The following is a 23,138-nucleotide window of genomic DNA, read 5'->3' as shown; positions in this document are numbered from 1 at the left end:
GGTTATGATATCTCCTGAGGAGTATAAAGTTTTAAAAAGTTTTGCAGAGCGCATCCCGGACAACGATCCGGGAGCCCACAATAATCTTGCGGTGGTATATTATAATAAAGGGCTTTATGAAGAGGCAATTCAGGAACTGGAGAAGGCTCTAAGCATTGACCCCAATTTTACCCTGGCACGGAATAACTTGGAAATAATCTTGAAGAAGTCAGGAAAGCTTGAAAGCAAAGTCAAAGAACTTGCCCATCATATTGAAGTGGAACCATTTGACGAGCGCAAAACCTTGGAGCTCGCCGACACTTATCGAAAATTAAATCGTTATTCACAGGCGATCATTTATTACCGCAAAATTCTTGATTTCAATCCTGGTTCTTATGAGGCACATTTTGGATTAGGTATCACCCTGAAAAATTTGGGAAAATATGACGACGCCTTAGAGGAGATAAAAAAGAGTTTGGAGATTAAAATTTCTCCAGAAGGCTATCGTCTGCTCGGTGAGATATATTTCAACAAAGGAATTATTGATTTAGCGATAAAGAATTTTCAGGAAGCAATTACGCTTGACCCCTCTTCGGCGGAGGCCCATTTCTTTTTGGGCTTTGCGCTGGGTGAAAAGGGCTTGCACAAAGAAGGTCGGGAAGAAATCAAAAAAGCAATTCAACTCAATCCTGCCCTTGCCCAGTTTGAACCCAATTTACCTATTGAACTTAAAGAGCACCGGGGATATCTTGAATTTTTGAAAGAACAATTAGGAATTCCCAAGAGTTCGGTTAATGAATATCAGGTGCATTTTAATTTAGGTATGACCTACCGAAACAAAGGATTATTTACCGAAGCAAAACGGGAATTTGAAGAAGCGTTGAAACTGAATAGCGAAGACGCCGAACTCCATGCCGCGCTCGGCGAAGTGCATCTTTTTCTTAACAAAATAGATGAGGCATTAAATAACTTCTCAAAATGTCTGGAGCTCGATTCACTTTCTATTAAAGGACTCAATGGTCTGGGTGTTGTTTATTTCAAGAAACACAATTTCTCTCAAGCAAAGAGTTATTTTGAGAAGGCACTCGCTGTTGATAATAAATATTTACCCGCGCGGGCAAATCTTGGTTTGGCCCTCTATCTTACTAATCAAATCGAAGAAGGAGTAAATATTCTAAAAGACGCTATAGCTCAGGGAAGTGAAGAGGCAAGGTATAATTTAGGGATGTATCTATATAAGAAAGGTGATTACGAACAGGTTTTAAAACTTTTCAAAGATGAATCGGTGGATGGCAACTTCTTTAAGGGTTTGGTTTATGCCGAACTGGGTCGCGACGAGGAAGCGGTTAATGCGTTCCGGAGTGTAATTAATGCGGCCCCCGGATATGCAGGGGGATATTATAATTTAGGTTTTCTGCTGATGAAGACCGGACAGTTTGAAGAAGGTCTTTCACATATCCGTAAGGGGATGGAAATTGAACCTAATTACGAGAAAGAAAAATACCGTATTGCCTTGGCTCCGGAATTATATGAACATAATTTGTATTACACCCCGGCAAAGATTGAGGAACAGGTGAAGGAAAAAATTGCAGAAGAAGTAGAAGAATTCTTTCCGACATTAGAAATACCAACTCCTCAGGATTACATTCAGGAAGCCGAAAATTTTTTAAAGAAAAATGAATTTGACAAAGCATTGAACATGGTTGATGAGGCATTGAAATTGGTGCCGGAGATGAGCGAGGCAGTGGTCTTGAAATCACGCATTCTTTTCCAAGCTGGGAATATCGATGACGCTTTGAATCAGCTGGAGAATTACACACAACGCCATCCTGATGATATTGATTCAACATTATATCTTGCCAATTTGCTCAAATCTTTAGGACGTTTGAAGGAAGCAAAAAGAAAATACCAAAATCTTTTGCAAATTCAGAAGGACAATCCGGATTATCTGCGCGAAATTGCTAACTTAAGTTTAGAATTGAATGAACTTGATGAGGCTGCAAAGATATATCAAGAATTGTATCAACGAAATCCTGCTGATATTAATGTAAACTTAGGTTTGGCAAAAATTATGGTAAAAAAGAAAGACCTAGAGGCTGCGGCAAAGTATTTGAATCTCCTTGAACAAGAAAAGCCTGAGCTATATGATTTTTATGAGGTCGCCGGTATATATCATCTGGAAAAAAATGAGCGGCAGCAAGCCCGCAGCTATTTTGAACGGGCAATTGAGCTTGAACCTGCTAAACCACTAGCCCATTACCATTTGGGTATTATTGCTGTGCAAGAAGGTAAATTTGAAGAGGCGTGCAGCTACTGGAAAAAAGCGATGCTTTTAAGTCCCGATGAAGAATTGGCGAGCAAGATCACTCACTGCCTTAATATAACTATGGAGATGATGGAATTTTTAAAATCGCAAGTTTGAAGGGAGAATAGCCAATGGCCGATGAATTAGCAATGGATTCCAAGGCATTGATATTTGCGACCCTGGCTGATGTCTATCTAACATCGGGAATGATTGATGAAGCAATCTCCATTCTTAAAGATGGTTTGAGTCGAAATCCTAATTATACCTTAGGCAAAATTATCTTGGGCCGGGCATATTATCTAAAAGGTGATATTGAACAGGCACAAAAAATTTTGGAAGAAATATACGAACAAGCGAAGGAAAGCGAAAACGAAAATCTTTATCTCGGCCATATTTACAAGCGTCTCGGTGATTATGAAAAGGCCATCAAATTTTATGAAGCTACCTTAAAGATAAATCCTGAAAATAAAGAGGCAAAGCAAGAATTGGAATTGCTCCGACCAAAACCAAGTCTTGTGGAAAGTACAAAAGAGACACCTGGGGTTTTAGAGGAGACGAGTAAAATAATCCCGGAAATGGTGGCGGTGCCTCAGGAAGAAATTAAGCCACGGCTCCCTATTGAAGAATTGATAGAGAAAATTGAACCACAAACTGTTGTAGAGACCGAAATCCAACCCGAATCCAAACTTGAAGTTGTAGAACCGGCGAAATCTGAGGAGATAACCCCGCCTAAAGAAATCGTCATGCGTACAGAATTAGAAACCACCTCGGTTCTTCCGGAAATTGGATTCGAACCGGTTTTGGAAGAGAAGGTAGTAGAAAAGATAAGCCCGCTTGACTCTCTTAACGAACCAATGAAAAAATTGCTCGGCATAAAAACAGTTAAGGGGGCGTTTATCCTCGCCCGCGATGGATTACTCGTTCAAAATTACTACGAGGGAAGAGAAGACATCGAAGAAATCTCAGCACTCCTTGCAGGTATTTTTAATGAAGCTGAAAATGCTTTTCAATTTCTGAAAGTTGGACATTTAGATAGATTTATTCTCGAGAAGAGTGATGAGACGATATGTGTGGTCACAGCGGGTGAATCATTATTAGGTATAATCACCCAACCAGAAGCAAAACCAGGATTAATCTTTGTTTATGCCCGCCGCATTATTGAAGAAATACGCAAGATATTGGGGTAATTATGGATTTGGGACAGCTGACTAAAATTCCTAAAGTTCTGGGCGCTGGTCTGGCGACTTTTGATGGATTTATCGTTAACAGCCAATTTATTCATGGCTATGATCCAGAAAAATTTGGTGCAATGGCAGCAAAAATTGTCAACCAGCTGAAAAAGAGTTTTAAAGCGGAAAAATCTTCAGTAATTTTTTATACCGACAGCATCGTTTTTCTCCTCCGGGCAAAGGAAGAAGGTGTTCTTTTCCTAATTGCCGAAAAAGACGCCAATTTAGGATTGATCAAAATAAAGTTTGAAAAAATTTAAAATTACAGTCAATCACATGAAATCTAAGGATTAAAACTTTAGGTTCATGGTCATTGAGCAATTGAATAACAAGATTTCAAATTTTCTGAGGATATTTTTTATAATTCTTTTCGTCGTTAATTGCCACCAAAATACTCACAAAGGTGTTGGGTGGGATGAGCAGGCACGACGCCAAATGGTTGAAGAACAAATAGTTGCACGGGGAATTAAAGATTCCAATGTGATAAATGCCTTACTAAAGGTTGAGCGCCATAAATTTGTCCCTAAGGAATATGAAAAATATGCCTATTCGGATGGTCCATTACCGATTGGTGAAGGTCAAACCATCTCTCAGCCTTATATTGTGGCATTAATGACGGAAGTCTTGGAATTAAAGGGTAATGAACGGGTACTCGAAATTGGCACCGGTTCAGGTTATCAGGCAGCAGTCCTTGCCCTAATTGCGAGAGAGGTTTATACAATCGAAATCATTCCGGAATTGGCGAATTCTGCAAGAAATCGTTTGGAAAGGCTCGGTTATAAGAACATCCATGTAAAATGCGGTGATGGTTTTTTAGGCTGGCCTGAAAAAGCACCATTTGATGCGATAATAATAACTTGTGCTGCTCCTCGGGTTCCTGAACCCTTAATTGAGCAACTTGCTCCAGGAGGCCGGCTCGTCGTGCCAGAGGGTGACGAGTGGCAGATGCTCGTTCTTTACCGAAAAGAGAAAAATAAATTAGAAAAACAAGAACTTATTCCAGTGCGATTTGTTCCTATGCAGGGGAAAATCCGGGAGTAAAATAATTGATGGACAATTTATTATTTTTATATATAATTAACCATAGTCTAGGTATCATTATAAATATAACCAAAAGGGGGTGTGATATGAAGTACAAAATAGTTCTTGGGGGAGTGATAGCATTGTTGCTTCCACTCTTCGGCACTGAAACCGGTCCAGCCTTAACACCAACCACGAATTCACAGATTCTTCAGATAACTGATACCCCGTTGGAAACCAAAGGAAATCTAAAGAGGCTTCCGTTTACACTTTCTATTCCTTACTCAATTGAATGGCGTATTTCGCTACCTGATACTTATCATGTTGGTTTAACCCCGGTAGGTGATACACTTCTATGGGTTTCCGAGGGTGGATTTTCCACTGGTGATCCTGCGGAAATTTATGTCTATGACTTGAGAACTCTTGCACTTATAGATTCTTTCAATCAACCCGGGGTACCTGCGAATAACTGGGGCTGGCGTGATATGACCTCCCGGGGCGATACGGTGTTTGCTTCCTATGATGCAAATGTCCGTGTTATTCATTGGCCCAGTCGGACTGTAGTACGTTCTTTTGCTCCAGGGACAGGTTTGAATCCACACCGGGCATTGGCGTGGAATCCGGGTGATTCACTTTATTCAGCGAATTTTGCCAGTGCAATATGGCAATTTTATAAGACAACGCCCTACGGGGCAAGATCAATAGCAAATATCGATACCTCATACGGTCTCGCTTACGACGCAAATGGATTTGTATGGATGTCGGTTCAAACAGGTGCCCAGCAGGGCAAGATTGCAAAATTCAGTTATCCTGGATTGGTAAAACTCGATGAGCAGGTGATACCAGAAATCACCGGGGTAGCCGGTGGTTGTGAAATGTGGCGGGATACTTTCTTACTTTATCTCAATCAGGGAACGCCGGACGAGGTTGTTTGTATCCGACTTTACTTTCCTCCTAACGATGTAGGTGTGGATGCGATTCGCACACCCGACCGCGCAGTAAATCCTGGCTCTTCATTGGCACCTGTTGCACGCATCAGGAATTTCAGTACCACCCCAATTTCCAATATTCCAGTGCACTGCTGGATTGACTCTGCTGGTGTTCGTGTTTATGAACAATCATTCACCTATCAAGGTCCGTTACCCGGAAATGATACAGCACTGGTCACATTTAGTCCAGACTGGATAGTTGGACCAGTAGGTACCAACTATCGGATAAAGATGTTCACAAATCTACCAAATGATAACAACCGGGCAAATGATACAACAAGTCAAACTACAATTTCCTTTAATCTTAAGGACACATTGATCGTGCCCTGGCGTCAGACAGTACCAACGATTGATGGTAATATCCAAGCAGCAGAATGGAGTGATGCATTAGTCTGGGATATTTCGGATGTTCTCGGACAATATGGGGTTCCCAGACCAGCAGGGAGTGCAATTCTCTACTGCAAACACGATTCTCAATATGTCTACTATGCAGTTGATATACCTCCGGCGTCGGCAAGAACCGATTATGACCAGGTTGGTTTCTATGTGGATGAAAACTTTGATCGGGCATGGGCTGGTGATTCATCAGAAGGTAATCATTGGTTTGCTGTGGTTTCTAATGTCGATTCTACTATTTATCGTGCAATACCAAGCTATTGGACGAGATGGGCATCAGGTAACGGTTTTTCTCGCTCCAGTACGGTATCAGGACATATGCAATTTGAAGCTTGGGTGCAGAAGGGGGCTCTCCAATGGTATTACACAGTATCCCCGACTGCAGATACAGTTGCCTTTTATGTATATGTTTTAGACCAGCCTGGTGATAATTATTATGGTATCTGGCCTACGACCATGCCTTCCTCTCAATGGGATAATCCTGAGTATTATGGAGTCATGATTTTAAGCACACTGGGAGTACCGGTGAAAGAGACCAAAACGGATAATTTTATTAACATCCGCATACAGAATCCAATAAGGGCACCTCTGGTTTTAGAAAAAGTATTACATCTTGAAATATACGATGTTCTCGGCAAGAAGATAAACGAACTCGAAAGTACAGCTGATGGCAAGCTGATTTGGAATGGAAAAGATCGGAATAATGAACCTGTACCTGTTGGTGTTTACTTCCTAAAGATAGATTCAAAACAGGGTAGCTTCACCAGGAAGGCCGTTCTCTTAAGATAGAGTGAATTAGTTCATTTTGAAGAAAAGGGTGCTTAAAAGTACCCTTTTCTTTTTTAAGGGGATAGGGATAAGGCAATCACACGATTCTCACAGGATAGGTATAACTCTCAATCATCGTTGGTCTTTCGTTTAAGAATTTTAAAATATGCTGCCCACAATTTGAACCGATTTTATTTTCCTCTAGTTCTCCTATACTTAAAACAACTTCATATCCGGCTGTTCTTAGGCGATCAATGGTTTCATTTTTTTCGTCTTCCGTGATAATCTGGGATAAGATATTATTTTTACGGGCATTAATGGTAGGATTTACCGGTGTAATTTTTATGATAAATTTCTCAGGATTAAAATATCTCAAAAGGATATTTTCATCCACTACCATACCTTTGGCAAGGGCAAAATTTAACACAATCTTTCTTTCACCATCTTGATAAAATACTTCACCATAATCGGCTATTTGCTTGAAATTCCACTTCTTTGTAGGAATAAGCCAATCTCTCAATTGTTCATTGGTAGTGTGGATAGAGAATTGTAATTGAAACCTGCCAAAATATTGGTCCTTTTTTATTTTCAACATATCCTTAAAAAATCTTTCTTTGCCCAACGGAGCGATGGTAGAGATACAGACCATGAGTCCAGGGGCATCATATAGTGTAGGTAGTAGTTCAAGGACTTCAAGAACCGAATCGTTAAAAGCCGGTTCACCAATGCGGGCGAACTGAATCTTGAATTTTTTGACTGGAACTTTTCGGTCAGGAAAGCGGTTTCTTACCATGAAATCAATCTGGTCTATTATTTCCTGAGTTGATAATTTACCTTTATAGAATCCTCCAGCATCGCAAATTTTGCACCTTACTGGACAACCGTAAAGGGTGGATACAATCAAAACCCACTTATCGGTGCGCGGGAGGGGTGGTTGGACTGATTCAACAAATTCCGTTGGTATTCCTCTGATGGTTTGTGCAATGTAAACGATTGCGATATCTTCGCGGCCTATCTTACTGATTACCTTCATAATTTAAAGACATTCTGCTTATTTCCATAGCAGCTTTAATTCCATCTCCAACAGCGATGGCTGTCTGACGAAATGGTCCATTTTTTACATCGCCGATCATATAAAGCTTTTTATTTCCTTCTAAACTTTTAATTGTATACTGCTCGAGAAAATCAAGATTCGGCTCGCGGCCGATAGCTACTACCATATAATCGACACTCAAGGTTCTGTTATCAGACGATAAAATAAGATTGTTGTCAATAAATCGAACTCCAGTCACTGCAAAATTCTTAAGATAAACTATTCTTTGGTTTTTCATACATTTATCAAACAATGATGGTAAGCATTTTGGTTTCTCTGCACGGTCTAAAATCCAGACTTTGTTTTTTTTGCTAAGGCTGAGGGCATAATCAAAACCTGCATCCCCAGCCCCAATGATCGCAATACGGGAATTCTTCAATTTTTTAATCTTGATTATTTCATAGAATATTCGGAAGTTTGCTGCCTGGGGGATCTCAAGGTCTAACATGCGTGGCTTAGTCCCTGAGGCTACAACCAAAAATTCTGATTGGTAAATATTTTTTGAGGTCTCAATTAGAAAAGTCTTTTCATACTTTACTCTTTCCACACTTTCCTTGATGATATTTATTTTATTATTTTGCAACTGCTGTTGGAAAAGAGCGACGAGTTTTTCACCTTTTATGCCATCTGGAAATCCTGGATAGTTTTCAACGAAATTGGCATTGCGCAACAGTCCTCCTGGTTTTTCTCTTTCAAATATCAAAAAGGCAATTTTGCTTCTCTTCAGCTGTATTGCACAGGCAATTCCCGCCGGGCCAGCACCGATGATAGCGACGCGGGTTTTTAACATTTTCTTTTGAAACAATTTATTATTTCTTCAGTAAGAACTGGAATAGCAAAACCATAGCTAAGGTTGACAAGGGTTGCCCAATGCATCAGTTCATTCTGCGTAGCGGTCCCATCAACAACAAAAAATATTTCAAAACCACGAACAAAAGCATTCCGTGCCGTTGTCTCACAACAGAGGTTAGTCATCACCCCGGTTATCACCAGTTGTTTTATCTTTTGTGTTTCTAAAAGCTTTGCTAAGTTTGTTTTATAAAATGCATCGTATTGCGTTTTTATGATTACGGGTGCCCCGGAAACATACAAGGCTGGGCTTAATTGGTAATTCTTATTATCCCGGGTGATGATATCATTCCACCATTTTTTAAGCATTCCGGCGTTTCTTCTTGTATTGATATGCTGTGTAAAAATAATCGGTCTTTTTTTTTACTAAAAATAGAGATAAGTTTTTTAATATTGGGGATTATGGCCAGCGCCGCTGGTAAAAATGCATGGGAATCTTTCTCCAGAAAATAACGCTGCATATCAATAATGAGCAAGGCAGAGGCATCGGGGCTAAATCGTATTCTGGGAAACCGGTAAAATGCTTTAAGTTTTTGTAAGAATTTTTTTGATTTAATACAAATGTTTTTAGAAGTGAAATAATTTTCTTTATCCATCCCCGGGAGATTTTTTTTGATTTATTGGAGGCAGTTTATTATATTTTTGTTTAAATTCTTCAATGAGTTTCCGATACATAATTTCGGGTTCATCAGTAGTCTGAAATCTAAAAAATGCTGCAACATTAAAATCGGGGTCGCGTCGCTCATATATTAACTGGATAGTTTGTGCCAGACTTTGTGTATAGCCTATGTAAACAATATCTTGTAGGATATCGGAAAGTTCAAACACCCCGGGATAATCCGGGGCATTTTTCAGTTGTTCGGGAATTAATCTTCGCCAACCACTATCAATCGGCATAATAGGATTATAATCAAATTGTGAGAAAAGTCAATATTTAAAGATTTAAGGCTCTCTTGACTTTTTGATAAATTTGCATATAATAACCTTATGAAGCGAACATATCAGCCCAGTCGCAGAAAAAGAAAAAAAACACACGGTTTCCGTGCGCGTATGAAAACCAAAGCCGGCAGAAAGGTTTTAAGTCGAAGAAGAAAGAAGGGCCGGAAACGTCTGGTGGTTTAAATAAATTAGAAGATTGCCGAAAATTGAAGCTAAATTTGGAATAAATAAAAATGCGATTATTCGGCATAAGAGAGAAATAGATGAACTTTTTTTGACGGGCAAAAGATTTTTGTTTGATGATTTAGTGATTATATATAAACCCAGTCCGCAGTCGAAAATCGGCTTTTTCGCCTCCGGGAAAATCAAAGGCGCGGTTAATCGGAATCGGATGAAGAGGCTGCTAAGGGAGGCGTATCGAATGAATAAGGAGATTTTTATGGGTTTAACGGTTATTTTTTATGCCAAAGGATTGCTTGACACCAAGCGTATTTTAGATGCATTCAAAGCTTTTAAAAAGGAACGGCACGACCATGAAATTTAGCGAGTACCTTAATGAACTTTTTATTTGGTTAATAAAACTCTACCAAAGGACACTAGGAATTTTGCTACCTATTTCTTGCAGATTTACACCCTCTTGCTCGCATTATGCGATCGAAGCAATAAAAAGATTTGGAATCTTGAAAGGTGGTTTATTGAGCCTCTATCGGATAATTAGGTGTAATCCTTTCTGCCCCGGTGGTTATGATCCAGTTCTCTTTTTTGAAAAGGGAGAAAGAGATGGAGAATGAGCAGCAGCGATTAATTGTGGCTTTTATTTTGATAATAATAATTCTTCTGTTCTGGAGTTTTGTTACCAGCCCGCGAGGTTCTAATGTTGAAATGCAAAAAGCGAAGGCAAAGGATTCTCTAAAGGAAACTGTTTCTAATACTACTGATGAACTATCAGCAGGTGATACAATTCTTATTGAACGCGATAATTATCGCTTGACATTTACCACCAAAGGGGGGGGTATAAAAAGCCTTTACATAAAGCGTTACGAGGCGGAGTTGGTGCCGGAAAGATGTTTATTATTTGATACTAAAATTGGCGATATCAAGACATTCTTTGAATATTCACTACTTGGTGATTCCCTTATATTTTGGACGTATGTAAGAGGCAAAAAATATGAGAAGGTTTATTACTTCCATGAAGATGGTTTTGTACTTAAAGTCAACTTTCCTGATACCATACACCATATTCTTAGTTTGAAAGCGGGATTAAAAATAACCGAAGAAAAAAATCAGCGGGACGACCTGAAATATTTTAATGTTTATGTGCAAGACAAAAAGTTCCGGAGCATTGTTGGAGAAATCCAAAACCAATATCGATTGTCTTCCGATTGGAAGTGGATTGCTCTGCGCACCAAATACTTTGTGCTGATTGTAAATAACTTGGCAAACGCCGGGTCAGCTGATTTTTACCGCCTTACCAAATTAAATAGTGAAATCTATAGTGCATTCGTGAGTTGCGCAGCTGGCGGCAATGTTAATCGCTACGGTATTGAAGTTTTAGCCAACTCTTCTTTTTGTGTTTCAGTATTAGTGTTACCGATAAAATTTAGCATTCTTGCCAAGTATCAAAAGGGGTACGAACAGATTGAGCACGGCGGAATTTGGGGACCGATTGCACGTCTGATTATCTTGATTCTAAATGTTTTTTATTCATTCGTTAAAAACTATGGATGGGCAATAGTTATCTTTGCTTTCCTTCTTAAGATAATTTTCTTCCCCCTTTCGCGGCAGATGATAATTTCCCAGCGACAGATGCAGCTGCTCCAACCGGAACTGAAAAAGCTCCAGGAGAAGTTTAAGAACGATCCCCAGACATTGAATCGTGAGATGATGCACCTTTACAAGGTCTATCGGGTTAATCCCTTTTCCGGTTGTCTACCTTTGCTCATCCAGTTTCCAATTTTTATTGCTCTTTATCAAGTTTTGACCACGGCGATTGAATTTCGCCGGGCACCTTTTATCCTTTGGATTAGTGATCTATCAATTAAGGATCCCTATTATGTTCTACCCATCGCAATGGGGGTTTTAATGCTTTTGCAATCACTAATAACAACTGTTGATCCCCGACAACGGTTTATGGTGATTATGATGCCCTTGATAATGATAATTATTTTTCTAAATTTTCCTTCTGGATTGCAGTTATATTGGTTTGGCTATAACCTTCTTTCACTGTTAGAAAATTTTTTGATAAAGAGAAAAGTTTTGGGTTAGATATTAAGACCCTCGGGTTATCCGATGGGAGTCAGATGAATTAAAAAAATGAAAAAAGAGGAGGCATAAATGAAGATGATTGAGGCTACAGGAAAAGACCTGAATGATGCGCTCACGCAGGGAATAAAAACTTTAGGGGTTACCCTGGATGAGGTAACCTATGAAATTCTTGCTCAGACTGAAACTGAAACCAAGGTCAAAATATCAATTAAAGAGCCTCGTCAATATCTCCAGATTCTCACCAATTATATTTTAACCAATATGGGTTTCAAGGTTAATGTCAGCGTCAATAAGGATGAACAGGGTTACACGATCAACATCAAAACCCGTCACGGCGATACACTCCTTATAGGAAAAAACGGAGAAAATTTGTGGGCTCTCCAATATTTAATTTCCCGCCTTGTTAAGCGGTTTTACTCTAATATAAAATTACTCGTTGATGTCAACGGTTACCGCCAGCGACGGACTAACCTTTTACGTAAAAAAGCTGAAGCCATTGCTCGCATTGTTATTCAAACCGGCAGAGAAATGGCACTTGATCCTCTTACACCTCGGGAGGAAAGGATTGTTGCCAATCGTATAAACGAATTAAAGGGTGTTAAATTATATACCATTGGTCGCGGTAGTAGCCGGACAGTCATAATTGCCCCGGCTACCGAAGAAACTTCGGAAAAAGGGGAATAAAAATGTGAGTGAAACTATCGTTGCCTGTGCCACACCCGTAGGTTATTCAAGTATTGCCGTAATTCGTGTGAGCGGCGACGAGGCAATTGACCTTTTTAGAAAAATATTTATTTCTGCCCAAAACATATCGATCTTTCAAACAAGTCATGCGTATTACGGCAAAATCATTGAACCACAGACCCAAGAAACAATTGACTATGTGGTGGCGACGGTTTATTTTGCCCCCAATTCTTATACAGGCGAAGATGTGGTGGAAATTTCCTGCCATGGAAATCCTTTAATCGTTGACAGAATAATTAAAATCTTAACACATTTAGGTGCCCGTCTGGCTCAACCAGGCGAGTTTACAAAACGCGCTTTTTTAAACAACAAATATGATCTCCTACAAGCAGAAGCCGTCTTGGAAACAATCTATGCATCCTGCGATTTGGCACGCCGCACTGCTCTCTATCACCTGGAAGGCAGACTTTCAAAATATCTTGAGGCAAAAAGGGAAAAGATTATTGACCTTTTAACCAAGTTAGAACTGACAATCGATTTTCCAGAAGAGGAAGAAAGTGTCGTAGACTATGAAAAAATAGTGAATGAGGTTGCAGAGATGCATCGGGAAGTTTTGGAGATATTAAAAAACGCTGAGCAAGGAATAAAGATTAAACAGGGTTATTTAGTGGTTATTGCGGGACGACCTAATGTAGGCAAGTCCACGCTTTTTAATCGGCTCCTTGGTTACGATCGGGCACTTGTTCATGAAACACCAGGGACAACACGTGATTTCATTGAAGAGAAAATAGAACTGGACGGCATTTTGATCAGATTGGTTGACACTGCCGGCATTTGTTCCTCAAATGGTGAACTTGAACGCCTTACCAGTCAAAGAAGTCGAGAGATTTTAAATAGTGCAGACCTGGTTTTGCTAATTTTTGATGGTTCAGAACCGATGAATTCCCAGGATACTTTACTTTTTCGATTAACCCAAAATTTAAATAAGATATATGTAATAAACAAAATTGACCTTAACTTGGTTTTGAAAGAAAGTAATATATTATCAGACGCCGTAAAAATTTCGGCAAAACATGGTGAAAATATCGAATTGTTGAAACAAGTTATTAAAAAACGTCTCCTTTCTTACACGGTATCCGAAGATAAACTTATCCTCAGACAACGACAAATTGATGCATTAAAGAGATTTTCTTCTTGCCTGGAGGCGGTCCAGAAAAACACCACACCTGAATTAATCGCGTATGAGTTACATAATGCTTTGGAGATAATTGGTGAACTGACCGGTAAGGTTCTGCGGGCAGATATATTGGACAGAATATTTGAAGAATTTTGCATCGGGAAATAGTTCATCTCTGAATCACGGTAACGCCGGACTTAAAAGCTATTTTTTCTAAAATTTTACGCTCAGCCTGTGGCAAGGTTGAAAGGGTAAATAGAGAGATTTTATAAATTTGTTTTACTTCTTTTAATTTATTGAAAATGTCTTTATAGTAAACTGGCGCATCAATAAATTCGTATGCCTCTTCTAATTTCGGGGGATTTTTTAGACTTTTTAGTTCTTTTTCTATCTCGTCAAAAATCGAAGAATGGAGGAATAGAACTGACTCTTCATTTTGAAGGAAATTTTCTTCTCTTTTTATTATCCTTCTTTTGCTCAAACCAAATTTTTGACTATTTTGTGCTATTTTAGGGAGATTTTCTTCAATTAAAATAATATTGCCGGGAATGTAAAACAGAATGTTGGGAGGGACAGCGGCTATTACATAATTAACACCGTAGGATTCGCAGATTTTGTCAATGCGGTGTGTAAGAAAAACTGGGAAGTCAGAATGGAAAAGAATTGTATTCCAGCCTAAAAACAGATTAAATATAACAACCATCGCCGTTAAAAGAAATTGTGATTTTTTAAATTGATAGATAAAGCGGCTGGATATTATTGTGAGAATTGGTATTAAAGGATAGGCAAGTCGGAAGTAAGGATAATAAAACCCTAAAGGCACAAAAAATGTTGTAAGAATAATCAAAATAAAATAATCGTGTTTTTCTTTTAGGGGGTAAAAGAGACTAGTAAGAAAAATCGTTGGTGCAAACCGGAATAGATAATATAGAAATTTTAAGTGGTTGATACCCAGAAGGTGCCCATGGCGCTGGAAAATATTTTGCATTGAAATAAATTTTAAAAAAATGAAATAATACGGGATAAGCAACAGCAGGGGAAGAACAATTATTAAGAAATAAAAGTTGAACTTTTTTTTTCTTCGATACCAAAGACTAACAAGGAGATAAATCAGAAATAAGATTGGACCTGTGTATTTGGTATAACAAGCAAGAAAAGTAAAGAAACTGCAACCCAAATAATTAATGCTACTTTCATGAGTGAGACTTTGGTGAAAAAAATATATTGCACTTAAAAAGAAGAAAACAAAAGTTGCATCACTAAGACCAGATTTGGAGAAAAAAAGGAAAAATTCTGAAGTCGCGAAAAGAAGCACTGCAATAAAGCCAACTTTTTCATTATACAAATTCCGCGCTAGGTGAAAAAGCACATATATACTCAAGCCCGAAAAGATAACTGAGAGCATAGGTAAAATCCAGGGTTTACTGCCTCCAAGCAAAAAGGATAACGCAATTAAGCCTTGAAATAGTGGCGGCGTCTGGAAATTGAAAGGTTTACCATTGGCGCCCATTGTTGCCAGCCATTTTGCCTGAAGGGCAAAGACCCCCTCATCCCAATCAATGAGATGTAGTTTTTTTAAATTTGCAAAGTTTAAAACCCAAAAGAATGTGATGACCAAATAAATAAGTACATGGTATTTTTTCATATTGAGGCACAAAAAAATTTAATAGGGAATTAAACTTTATTCTTCACGCCAAAATAGAATTCTCCCACAATTAGGGCAGGTTACAATTTCATTGCTCCGCACAAGCATCTCGGTAGGTAACTGTTGAAAACAGCCAAAGCAAAATCCATTTTTTACTTCAGCAAGGGCTAAAGTGTAACGTTTTTTCACCCGTTCGTAAGTATCGGCATACTCTTTAGGAATTTCTTTTAGAAGGTTGGCCCGTTCTCTTTTGAGACTCAATAGCCCCACTTCTTCATCAATTTTGAAACCGATCTTTTTATCTGCTTCTTTGTCGGCAATTAAATTATCAAGATCAAAAAGTCGCTTTAATAATCGCATTATGTCTATCTCTTTTTTCATAAATTACCTCTTTTTTGTCAATTTTTTCTCTATTTCATTTATCAGGGCAATAAATTCATCCGGTGTTTGAGGTTTGTTTATTAAGTTTCCCTTGCTTAATTCACGGCAAATCTGGACGATTTTACCCAAAGTAATCAGATATTGATTTCCTGGATCTTGGGGTGGGGCAATGATTAGAAAGAACAATGAAACGGGTTTTTTATCAATCGCATTAAAATTGATGGGCTTCAGAGTTCGTCCCACAGCAATTTCTAACTTACTTACCGCTAACGAGCGACAATGGGGAATAGCAATGCCCTTCCCGATGCCGGTGGAACCCAGTTCTTCCCGTTTTAAGAGGGTGTTGTAGATCAATTCAGCATCGGTCTTACTTTTTATCATATATACCAAATCTCGCAATACTTCCTCTTTTTTTGTCGATTTTAATTCCAAATTTATTCGCTCTCGGGATAAAAGACTTGCAAGGTTCATTTAACCTCCTTAAATTTTTTACATCTTCTCAGGGCAGGAACAACCAATCAGTTCCATACCGGTTCTTAAGACCTGTGCGGTCCGGTTGATTAAAAACAGCCGCGCCTTAGTCAAATCTTTATTCTCGGTGACTACACGATGTTTTTGATAAAAATGATGAAAGATTCGGGCTAAACCAATTAAGTAATATGTTAGTATAAAAGGCTCAAAGTTTTTTACTGCGTCTTCCACAGTCTCATCAAAGCGCAAGACGTATTTCATCAAAGCCAGTTCTTCTTTCTCGTTTAGTAAATCCAAATTCGCATCAGGTGTCAAAACGATGTTTTGTTCCCGGGCGAATTTTATTATGCTCATAATTCGGGCATAGGCATACTGCACATAGTAGACTGGGTTTTCTTCAGAGACATTACGGGCGAGAGTGAGGTCAAAATCAAGGTGTTGCGAGCTCGAACGCATCAGGAAGAAAAATCTGCATACATCTACCGGTATTTCACAGAGTAGGTCGTCAAGGGTAATGAAGGTACCTGCACGTTTTGACATGGATATATATTGGTCATCTTTTTTTAACTTTACTTCCTGCACAATAATAATTTTAAGCATATTTTCTGAATAGTCAAGGGCTTTTAAGCCAGCATATAGACTGCGGACTTGACCGAGGTGGTCGGGACCAAGGATGGTGATTAAAAATTGATAGTCACGTTCAATTTTATAAAGGTGGTAGGCAATATCGGGCAATAAATAGGTATACCGACCGTCACTGGTAATTATGACCCGGTCACGGGTATCGCCGAAGGAGGTGGTTTTAAGATATAACGCCCCATCTTGTTCAAAAGTAAGATTTTTTTCTTTAAAGGTCGTCATCACCCTGTCCACATAACCTTTTTTGCGTACTTCAGATTCCCGTATCCAATTCTTGAATTTGACCCTAAACTGAGCAAGCATTTCCTGATGTTGGTGTAAAAAGTAATTTACAGCTTCCGTCTTGATAGTTTCAGGGTCAACGATATTCGCGTCAAGAAACTTTTGAGCAAGCGGGATGAGGTATGTGCCGTGGTATCCGTCCTCTGGAATATGATATTCCTTTCCTGCAAGTTGATTCATCCTCTGTATAATGCTTTCTGCCAAAAGGTCAATCTGACGCCCACAGTCATTCACATAGTATTCTGCATCCGCGTGGTAGCCAGCGTAGTTCAATAAATGCACCAAAGCGTCGCCGAAAGCCGCGGCTCGACCATTGACAATATTAATGGGTCCGGTAGGGTTGACGCTAACAAATTCCACATTTACTCTAAGCCCATTACCAATATTATACTTTTCGGTCTTTTTGAATTTTTCTTTCACATAGGCAGGATCAAGTATGAAATTTACAAACCCTGGAGGATAAATCACCGTTTTACTAATAATTGAAGATTTTATTTTGCCGGCAATTTCTTCGGCAATCTTTAATGGAGGGAGTGCTCGCTTCGCTCCAATCCGCATTGCGAGATTTGTGGAATAATCACCTTCTTTGTCGGGTGGGACATTGTCAATAATGATGGTTTCTTCGGGATACAGTGCCTGGAGAAGATTTTTAATTTCGGTGCGGATCATTTCAGAGTTTTATCCGGGGAGCATCTCCCCAGAGTCTTTCCAACCCGTAGAATTCACGGGCTTCTTTGGAAAAAAGATGGACGATGACATCAATGTAATCAAGAAGAATCCAACCTCCTCCTTCTAAACCTTCAATATGATCGGGAGCGGCAAAATCGCTTAAGTATTCCGCAATTGTCCGGTTATGTATATCCGAAAGACCGGTTGCGATGACAAAGAAATCAGTGATGGGGGAAATATCGCGTAGATCAAAGATAATTATATCTTCGCCCTTCTTATCCTCAATTATGCGGGCAAGTTCTTTGGCTAAGCGGAGGGGAGTTAAGTTAGAATCTTTTTTCGACATCCGGGAACAACTTTTTATAATCCTCTCCAATAATCAATGTAACATCAACATAGAGGTCCGGATCTACATCCTTGCCAATATTTTTGCAATTAATCCTTCGGGCAAAGTATTTCCCATTGGCCATATTTTCGTCAGACCGTTCAATAACCACGCTTTCACGATAATAATTTCTTGCGTCACCAATTTTTACTACATTAAACCCTTTTTCGCGCAAGATATCGCTTACCCTTATAGCCAAACGATTCACTCCACAGCCATTAAGAACTTCGATCCGGAGATTGCTATTTTTTTTATATATTTCTTCCGGATCCTCCCGTGTGGACATGTAGATAATTGATACGCCAAACAGAAATAATAACAATATTAGAATTATCAATCCAACCTTACCTGTCTTCATAGAGCAAGCTTTTTTTCTTACCATCTTTGATCCAAACAAATGGTCCCACAACTGCATTGTCCTCAATTATCGTATTCCCTTCAATCAGAGTATAGGGTCTTATCTGCACATTATAACCGATCTGAACCGTGACATCGATGGTGGTGGAATTGGGGTCTTCAATATAGACACCCCTTAACATCAATTCTTCAAACCAGCGCTTTTTAATTATCTCACGGACCCGCGCAAGGTCAGATTTGGTATTTACACCCAAAATTTCCTCTTCGTTTTTGATTTTGAAACTAACAACCTTTTTCTTTTTGCTAATCAAATAGTGAACAATATCGGTTAAATAAAACTCTTTTTGTTTGTTATTGGTGCGGACATGGTTAAGCGCTTCGTCAATAAGCTCTCGATTTCCAAAATAAATACCACTATTTATCTCTTTTATTTTCAACTCTTCCGCATGGGCATCTATATGTTCGACGATTTTTAATATTTTACCGCTTTTATTTCTTACGATTCGTCCATATCCAACAGGATTATTAACTTCGCAGGTAAGTACAGATAAATCCGCCCCTTGACGGTAGTGGTTTATTATCATTTCACGCACCGTTGTCTTGTTTAATAATGGAACATCACCATAGAGAATAAGTAGATTCGGTTTTTGCGCAAAGATGATACCTTTTTTAGCTGCATCACCGGTCCCTCTGGGAATTTCTTGAATTGCATATTTAATTTTATCGCCTAATACTTGTTTCATCTCTTTTAAATTCTTACCGGCAACAACAATTATTTCTTCGCAATTTAGCCCCTGCGCAATTTCAACAACATATTGAATCATAGGTTTGCCCAAGATTTTATATAACACCTTGGGGATCGTACTATGCATTCTCTTGCTTATGCCGGCGGCAAGGATAATCGTGGAAAAGTGATTGAAATCAGTTTTTATTATCACACCTAAATATATCCAAAATTTTAAAATTGTCAAGTTAAGGAGAATATTGATTAAAATGCTTTTTTCTATATAATATCCCTATGGTTTACTTCCTGCAACAATTGCTCAACGGTTTGCAATTGGGCTTTGTCTATGCTTTGATTGCGCTGGGTTATACGATGGTTTATGGAATTGTCCGATTAATTAATTTTGCTCATGGCGATGTCTTTATGGTAGGTGCATATCTCGGCTTTTTTGCACTGGCAGTTTATCATTACCCTTTCCCCTTAGCGATTCTATTCGCCATGGCCGGTTGCGCATTACTGGGTGTGATAATTGAAAGGCTTGCTTATCGACCCTTGAGAAATGCACCTCGCATTTCCGCTTTGATAACCGCGATTGGTGTTTCCCTCTTCCTGGAATATTTTTCCAGTTTAAAATTTGTCTTTGGGCCTAATTATCTTGCCTATCCCCGGCCTTTTGAAGTGTGCATTTATCAATTGGGATCGGTATGTATTTCCAATATTCAAATTTTGGTCATAGGTGTTGCACTCTTTTTGTTATTGTTTTTGCAGCTTATTGTCAAAAAGACAAAAACAGGGATGGCGATGAGGGCAGTCTCCTATGACAAGGATACCGCAAAATTGATGGGGATAAATGTAGATTACATTATTTCTATCACATTTGGCATCGGCTCGGCACTGGCGGGTGCAGGTGGTATCCTTTATGGCATCGCCTATCCTCAAATTCATCCCTTCATGGGCATCATGCCTGGTTTAAAGGCATTTGTTGCTGCAGTTTTGGGCGGCATTGGTTCAATTCCAGGAGCGATGCTGGGTGCGGTAATCATGGGTATCATAGAGACGATGTGTTCGGCATATATTTCTTCCACAATGCGTGATGCCTTTGCTTTTGCAATTTTGATTGTGGTGTTATTGGTAAAACCCAGTGGTTTATTGGGAAAAAGGGAAGTGGAAAAGGTATAAATGGATAAAAAAAATTATCATCTTATGGGATTAATATTGGGACCTTTTGCAGTCATAATGGTGCTTATCTCATTGGGTATTCTCAATCCCTACTGGACTCAGATAATACAATTTGCTTTGATTATTACAATCTCGTCCCTTGGTTTGAATCTTATTTACGGATATACAGGTCAATTTTCCCTGGGACATGCTGCATTTTATGGATTAGGTGCTTATTGCTCCGCTTTTATCACAAAAAATCTTCATTGGGGATATTTCTCTTTTATTATTGGTCTTCTGTCTGCGATAAGTCTTGTGGTAGTGGTTTCATTTTTGATCGGGCTCCCTATTCTGAGGTTGAAATCTGATTATTTGGGCATTGCAACGCTCGGATTTGGGATTATCGTGAAGGTCTTGTTGGACAACGCTGACGCCCTAATTCCACCCCTCGGCGGTTCTCGAGGTATGTTGGGCATACCCAAGTTTACGAGTTTTCCGTTGACCTATCTATTTTTTGTTATCGCAATCATTGTGATACGAAATTTTGTTTTTTCTAATGTTGGTAGGGCATGTATTTCAATTAGAGAAGATGATATTGCGGCGGATTGCGTCGGAGTCAACACCACCAAATACAAAACACTGGGATTTGTTTTTGGATCGGTCTTCGCTGGTGTTGCAGGTGTTCTTTATGCCCATCTCTACTCTTTTTTGCATCCTTCTAATTTTGATTTTTTGAAATCAATTGATGTTCTTTTGATTGTTGTTTTAGGTGGATTAGGAAGCATTTCTGGGACAGTCATTGCGGCGATAATCTGGACATTTCTTCTTGAGGGATTGAGGGTGGTCCTTCCACCGCAGATTCTTGATTGGCGATTGGTGATCTATCCGCTTCTTTTGATAATCATTATGGTTTTAAGGCCCATGGGATTAGGAAGCGGCATGGAATTTAAATTTTTAAGGACTTCAAATGATAAAAGAGAAAGATAACTCATTATTGGTCCTTGATGGATTGACCAAATACTTTGGAGGTTTGAAGGCAGTTTCCAATTTGAACTTAATAGTAAGAAGAAATGAACTTGTAGGATTGATTGGTCCTAACGGTGCTGGCAAGACCACGGTCTTCAACCTTATAACTGGGCTTTATATTCCTGATGCTGGCACGATTAGGTTCAAGGGTTTAAAGATTAATGGTTTAAGACCCTATCAGATCGTGCGATTGGGCATTGCCCGGACTTTCCAGAATATCCGGTTATTTAATAATTTGACGGTCATTGAGAACGTTAAAATTGCCTGTCATAAAGATGTTAGGTATGGTCTTTTCTCAGCTCTATTAAGGGATCGAAGATTTAAAGAGCAAGAAAAGGAAATTGAAGATAAAGCCTACGCGATTCTTGACATCTTTGGTTTGACAAAAAAAGCCCATGAATTGGCAAAAAATTTGCCCTACGGAGAGCAAAGAAAATTAGAGATAGTGCGGGCTTTAGCCACAAATCCAGAATTGCTTCTTCTTGATGAACCTGCTGCTGGGATGAACCCCCAGGAAACCATAAAACTTATGGAACTGATTAATTTCGTCCATGAACGATTCAACCTGACTATTCTGTTGATTGAACATCAGATGCGGGTCGTAATGTCAATATGCCAAAGAGTGAATGTGATGGATTATGGCGAAAAGATTGCTGAAGGAACACCGCAAGAAATCCAGCATGATCCGAGGGTGATTGAAGCCTATCTTGGTAAGGAGTAATCATGGAGCGGACTAAACCAATTTTAGAAATAAGGAATTTAAATGTATTTTATGGTGAAATACAAGCCTTGCACGATGTTTCCTTCAAAGTATGCCAGGGTGAGATTGTAGCATTGATTGGTGCCAACGGTGCTGGTAAAAGTACTACCTTAAGAACGATTTCCGGATTGTTAAAGCCCAAATCCGGAGTGATCATATTTGAAAATAAACCCATCCATTATCTCCCCGGACACAAGATTGCTAGATTGGGGATTGCTCATGTTCCTGAGGGAAGAAAACCTTTTGCAAATTTGACTGTCTATGAAAATTTACGCTTGGGCGCCTATTTAATAAATGATTCCCAAATCATCCGAAATACAATGGAAAGAATATTTAATTCCTTTCCCCGGCTGAAGGAAAGACTTTCACAATCTGCCGGGACGCTTTCGGGAGGAGAACTTCAGATGCTGGCGATTGCCCGCGCTTTAATGTCCCGTCCTAAACTTTTGATGCTTGATGAACCATCTATGGGTTTATCGCCCATTTTAGTAAATGAAATTTTTAACATCATAAAGGAAATAAATGCTCAAGGCACAAGCATATTACTCGTGGAACAAAATGCCCACAAGGCGTTATCGATTAGTCACTATGCATATGTTTTAGAGACGGGGAGAGTTATAATGGAAGGTACTGGAAAATCACTACATGAGAATCCCCGAGTAAAGGAAGCATACCTTGGCGGATAAAATAAACTTTCCGCACTTATTTAGGTGCGAATTAGTGTGATAACCTCATTTATCCAAAAATTTGAGCAAATTAATCTGAATCATCAATCAGGGGAAAGTGCACATAAATAAGGATAAAGCTTCGTTCCATGTGCCTTAATTGTACCCTGCATTTTTTTCTGTTATTCCAAAGGTAAAATGTCCCCTTAATTTCAAAGCGAGATGTCCCCTTATGATATTTAATTCTTTTCTCATGTCAACTACTGCTTACCATTGCAATGAA

General features: G+C 39.1%; 26 protein-coding genes. 15 read left to right on the top strand and 11 right to left on the bottom strand.

The features are described from left to right. The first annotated feature begins 4 nt into the window (after positions 1 to 4). From ABIL39_04690 to ABIL39_04670, 5 genes are all read left to right on the top strand, one after another. Positions 5 to 2,401, top strand: coding sequence for a tetratricopeptide repeat protein (locus ABIL39_04690; protein MEO0165418.1), 2,397 nt, complete (start codon positions 5 to 7; stop codon positions 2,399 to 2,401). Between the two features lie 14 nt (positions 2,402 to 2,415). Next, positions 2,416 to 3,471: a tetratricopeptide repeat protein gene (locus ABIL39_04685; GenBank protein ID MEO0165417.1), complete on the top strand. Its 1,056-nt coding sequence runs from the start codon at positions 2,416 to 2,418 to the stop codon at positions 3,469 to 3,471. A 2-nt stretch (positions 3,472 to 3,473) separates the two neighbouring features. Then, positions 3,474 to 3,773, top strand: a complete 300-nt coding sequence (locus ABIL39_04680) for a hypothetical protein (protein MEO0165416.1) — start codon at positions 3,474 to 3,476, stop codon at positions 3,771 to 3,773. 46 nt (positions 3,774 to 3,819) lie between these two features. After that, complete coding sequence (locus ABIL39_04675; protein ID MEO0165415.1) at positions 3,820 to 4,554, top strand: protein-L-isoaspartate(D-aspartate) O-methyltransferase; 735 nt, start codon at positions 3,820 to 3,822, stop codon at positions 4,552 to 4,554. Positions 4,555 to 4,640: 86 nt separating this feature from the next. Beyond that, positions 4,641 to 6,707 carry a T9SS type A sorting domain-containing protein gene (locus tag ABIL39_04670; GenBank protein MEO0165414.1) on the top strand — a complete coding sequence of 689 codons (2,067 nt, stop codon included), beginning with the start codon at positions 4,641 to 4,643 and terminating at the stop codon, positions 6,705 to 6,707. Between the two features lie 76 nt (positions 6,708 to 6,783). On the opposite strand, the gene ABIL39_04665 is transcribed toward ABIL39_04670, so the two are convergent. From ABIL39_04665 to ABIL39_04650, 4 genes are all read right to left on the bottom strand, one after another. Further along, positions 6,784 to 7,719 (bottom strand): radical SAM protein, encoded by a 936-nt coding sequence (locus ABIL39_04665; protein ID MEO0165413.1) that lies wholly within the window; start codon positions 7,717 to 7,719, stop codon positions 6,784 to 6,786. Then, the gene (locus tag ABIL39_04660; protein ID MEO0165412.1) at positions 7,703 to 8,569 is read right to left on the bottom strand and encodes an NAD(P)/FAD-dependent oxidoreductase; all 867 of its coding nucleotides are present in this window, start codon (positions 8,567 to 8,569) and stop codon (positions 7,703 to 7,705) included. The genes ABIL39_04665 and ABIL39_04660 overlap by 17 nt, the downstream gene beginning before the upstream one ends. Further along, positions 8,563 to 8,976, bottom strand: a complete 414-nt coding sequence (locus ABIL39_04655) for an isochorismatase family protein (protein MEO0165411.1) — start codon at positions 8,974 to 8,976, stop codon at positions 8,563 to 8,565. Before ABIL39_04655 ends, ABIL39_04660 begins: the two co-directional genes overlap by 7 nt. A gap of 240 nt (positions 8,977 to 9,216) precedes the next feature. Then, positions 9,217 to 9,525: a hypothetical protein gene (locus tag ABIL39_04650; protein MEO0165410.1), complete on the bottom strand. Its 309-nt coding sequence runs from the start codon at positions 9,523 to 9,525 to the stop codon at positions 9,217 to 9,219. A gap of 90 nt (positions 9,526 to 9,615) precedes the next feature. Here ABIL39_04650 and rpmH point away from each other — a divergent pair, with 90 nt between their 5' ends. From rpmH to mnmE, 6 genes are all read left to right on the top strand, one after another. Next, positions 9,616 to 9,750: a 50S ribosomal protein L34 gene (gene rpmH / locus ABIL39_04645; GenBank protein MEO0165409.1), complete on the top strand. Its 135-nt coding sequence runs from the start codon at positions 9,616 to 9,618 to the stop codon at positions 9,748 to 9,750. A gap of 13 nt (positions 9,751 to 9,763) precedes the next feature. Further along, complete coding sequence (gene rnpA / locus ABIL39_04640) at positions 9,764 to 10,111, top strand: ribonuclease P protein component (protein ID MEO0165408.1); 348 nt, start codon at positions 9,764 to 9,766, stop codon at positions 10,109 to 10,111. Then, positions 10,065 to 10,358, top strand: coding sequence for a membrane protein insertion efficiency factor YidD (gene yidD, locus ABIL39_04635; GenBank protein MEO0165407.1), 294 nt, complete (start codon positions 10,065 to 10,067; stop codon positions 10,356 to 10,358). The genes rnpA and yidD overlap by 47 nt, the downstream gene beginning before the upstream one ends. Continuing rightward, on the top strand, positions 10,348 to 11,832 hold the full coding sequence (gene yidC / locus ABIL39_04630; GenBank protein MEO0165406.1) for a membrane protein insertase YidC: 1,485 nt from the start codon (positions 10,348 to 10,350) through the stop codon (positions 11,830 to 11,832). The genes yidD and yidC overlap by 11 nt, the downstream gene beginning before the upstream one ends. Positions 11,833 to 11,901: 69 nt before the next feature. Next, positions 11,902 to 12,516 carry a Jag N-terminal domain-containing protein gene (locus ABIL39_04625; GenBank protein ID MEO0165405.1) on the top strand — a complete coding sequence of 205 codons (615 nt, stop codon included), beginning with the start codon at positions 11,902 to 11,904 and terminating at the stop codon, positions 12,514 to 12,516. 4 nt (positions 12,517 to 12,520) lie between these two features. After that, a complete protein-coding gene (gene mnmE, locus ABIL39_04620) occupies positions 12,521 to 13,861 on the top strand; it encodes a tRNA uridine-5-carboxymethylaminomethyl(34) synthesis GTPase MnmE (GenBank protein MEO0165404.1) in 1,341 nt (446 codons plus the stop codon). Between the two features lies 1 nt (position 13,862). Here the strand turns inward: mnmE and ABIL39_04615 are convergent, their stop codons facing one another. The 7 genes from ABIL39_04615 to ABIL39_04585 form a co-directional block, all read right to left on the bottom strand. Next, positions 13,863 to 14,681: a hypothetical protein gene (locus tag ABIL39_04615; protein ID MEO0165403.1), complete on the bottom strand. Its 819-nt coding sequence runs from the start codon at positions 14,679 to 14,681 to the stop codon at positions 13,863 to 13,865. 693 nt (positions 14,682 to 15,374) lie between these two features. Continuing rightward, positions 15,375 to 15,719 carry a hypothetical protein gene (locus ABIL39_04610; GenBank protein MEO0165402.1) on the bottom strand — a complete coding sequence of 115 codons (345 nt, stop codon included), beginning with the start codon at positions 15,717 to 15,719 and terminating at the stop codon, positions 15,375 to 15,377. A 3-nt stretch (positions 15,720 to 15,722) separates the two neighbouring features. Beyond that, positions 15,723 to 16,190: a PTS sugar transporter subunit IIA gene (locus ABIL39_04605; protein MEO0165401.1), complete on the bottom strand. Its 468-nt coding sequence runs from the start codon at positions 16,188 to 16,190 to the stop codon at positions 15,723 to 15,725. Between the two features lie 18 nt (positions 16,191 to 16,208). Further along, complete coding sequence (argS, locus tag ABIL39_04600) at positions 16,209 to 17,780, bottom strand: arginine--tRNA ligase (protein MEO0165400.1); 1,572 nt, start codon at positions 17,778 to 17,780, stop codon at positions 16,209 to 16,211. A gap of 1 nt (position 17,781) precedes the next feature. After that, positions 17,782 to 18,126 (bottom strand): ribosome silencing factor, encoded by a 345-nt coding sequence (rsfS, locus tag ABIL39_04595; GenBank protein ID MEO0165399.1) that lies wholly within the window; start codon positions 18,124 to 18,126, stop codon positions 17,782 to 17,784. Further along, the gene (locus tag ABIL39_04590) at positions 18,107 to 18,523 is read right to left on the bottom strand and encodes a LytR C-terminal domain-containing protein (protein MEO0165398.1); all 417 of its coding nucleotides are present in this window, start codon (positions 18,521 to 18,523) and stop codon (positions 18,107 to 18,109) included. Before ABIL39_04590 ends, rsfS begins: the two co-directional genes overlap by 20 nt. Continuing rightward, on the bottom strand, positions 18,510 to 19,460 hold the full coding sequence (locus ABIL39_04585) for an NTP transferase domain-containing protein (protein MEO0165397.1): 951 nt from the start codon (positions 19,458 to 19,460) through the stop codon (positions 18,510 to 18,512). The genes ABIL39_04590 and ABIL39_04585 overlap by 14 nt, the downstream gene beginning before the upstream one ends. An 80-nt stretch (positions 19,461 to 19,540) precedes the next feature. On the opposite strand from ABIL39_04585, the gene ABIL39_04580 reads away from it, so the two are divergent. The 4 genes from ABIL39_04580 to ABIL39_04565 are packed head-to-tail and all read left to right on the top strand — an operon-like array spanning position 19,541 to position 22,876. Next, positions 19,541 to 20,425 carry a branched-chain amino acid ABC transporter permease gene (locus tag ABIL39_04580; protein ID MEO0165396.1) on the top strand — a complete coding sequence of 295 codons (885 nt, stop codon included), beginning with the start codon at positions 19,541 to 19,543 and terminating at the stop codon, positions 20,423 to 20,425. 24 nt (positions 20,426 to 20,449) lie between these two features. Next, positions 20,450 to 21,391 (top strand): branched-chain amino acid ABC transporter permease, encoded by a 942-nt coding sequence (locus tag ABIL39_04575; GenBank protein ID MEO0165395.1) that lies wholly within the window; start codon positions 20,450 to 20,452, stop codon positions 21,389 to 21,391. After that, positions 21,372 to 22,151: an ABC transporter ATP-binding protein gene (locus tag ABIL39_04570; protein MEO0165394.1), complete on the top strand. Its 780-nt coding sequence runs from the start codon at positions 21,372 to 21,374 to the stop codon at positions 22,149 to 22,151. The genes ABIL39_04575 and ABIL39_04570 overlap by 20 nt, the downstream gene beginning before the upstream one ends. A 2-nt stretch (positions 22,152 to 22,153) precedes the next feature. Further along, positions 22,154 to 22,876, top strand: coding sequence for an ABC transporter ATP-binding protein (locus tag ABIL39_04565; protein ID MEO0165393.1), 723 nt, complete (start codon positions 22,154 to 22,156; stop codon positions 22,874 to 22,876). Positions 22,877 to 23,138 lie beyond the last annotated feature (262 nt).

This window comes from candidate division WOR-3 bacterium, from assembly GCA_039802205.1.
GTDB lineage: Bacteria > Hydrothermota > Tepidihabitantia > SM23-42 > JAOAFX01 > JAOAFX01.
This window is presented reverse-complemented; position numbering and strand designations above follow the sequence as displayed.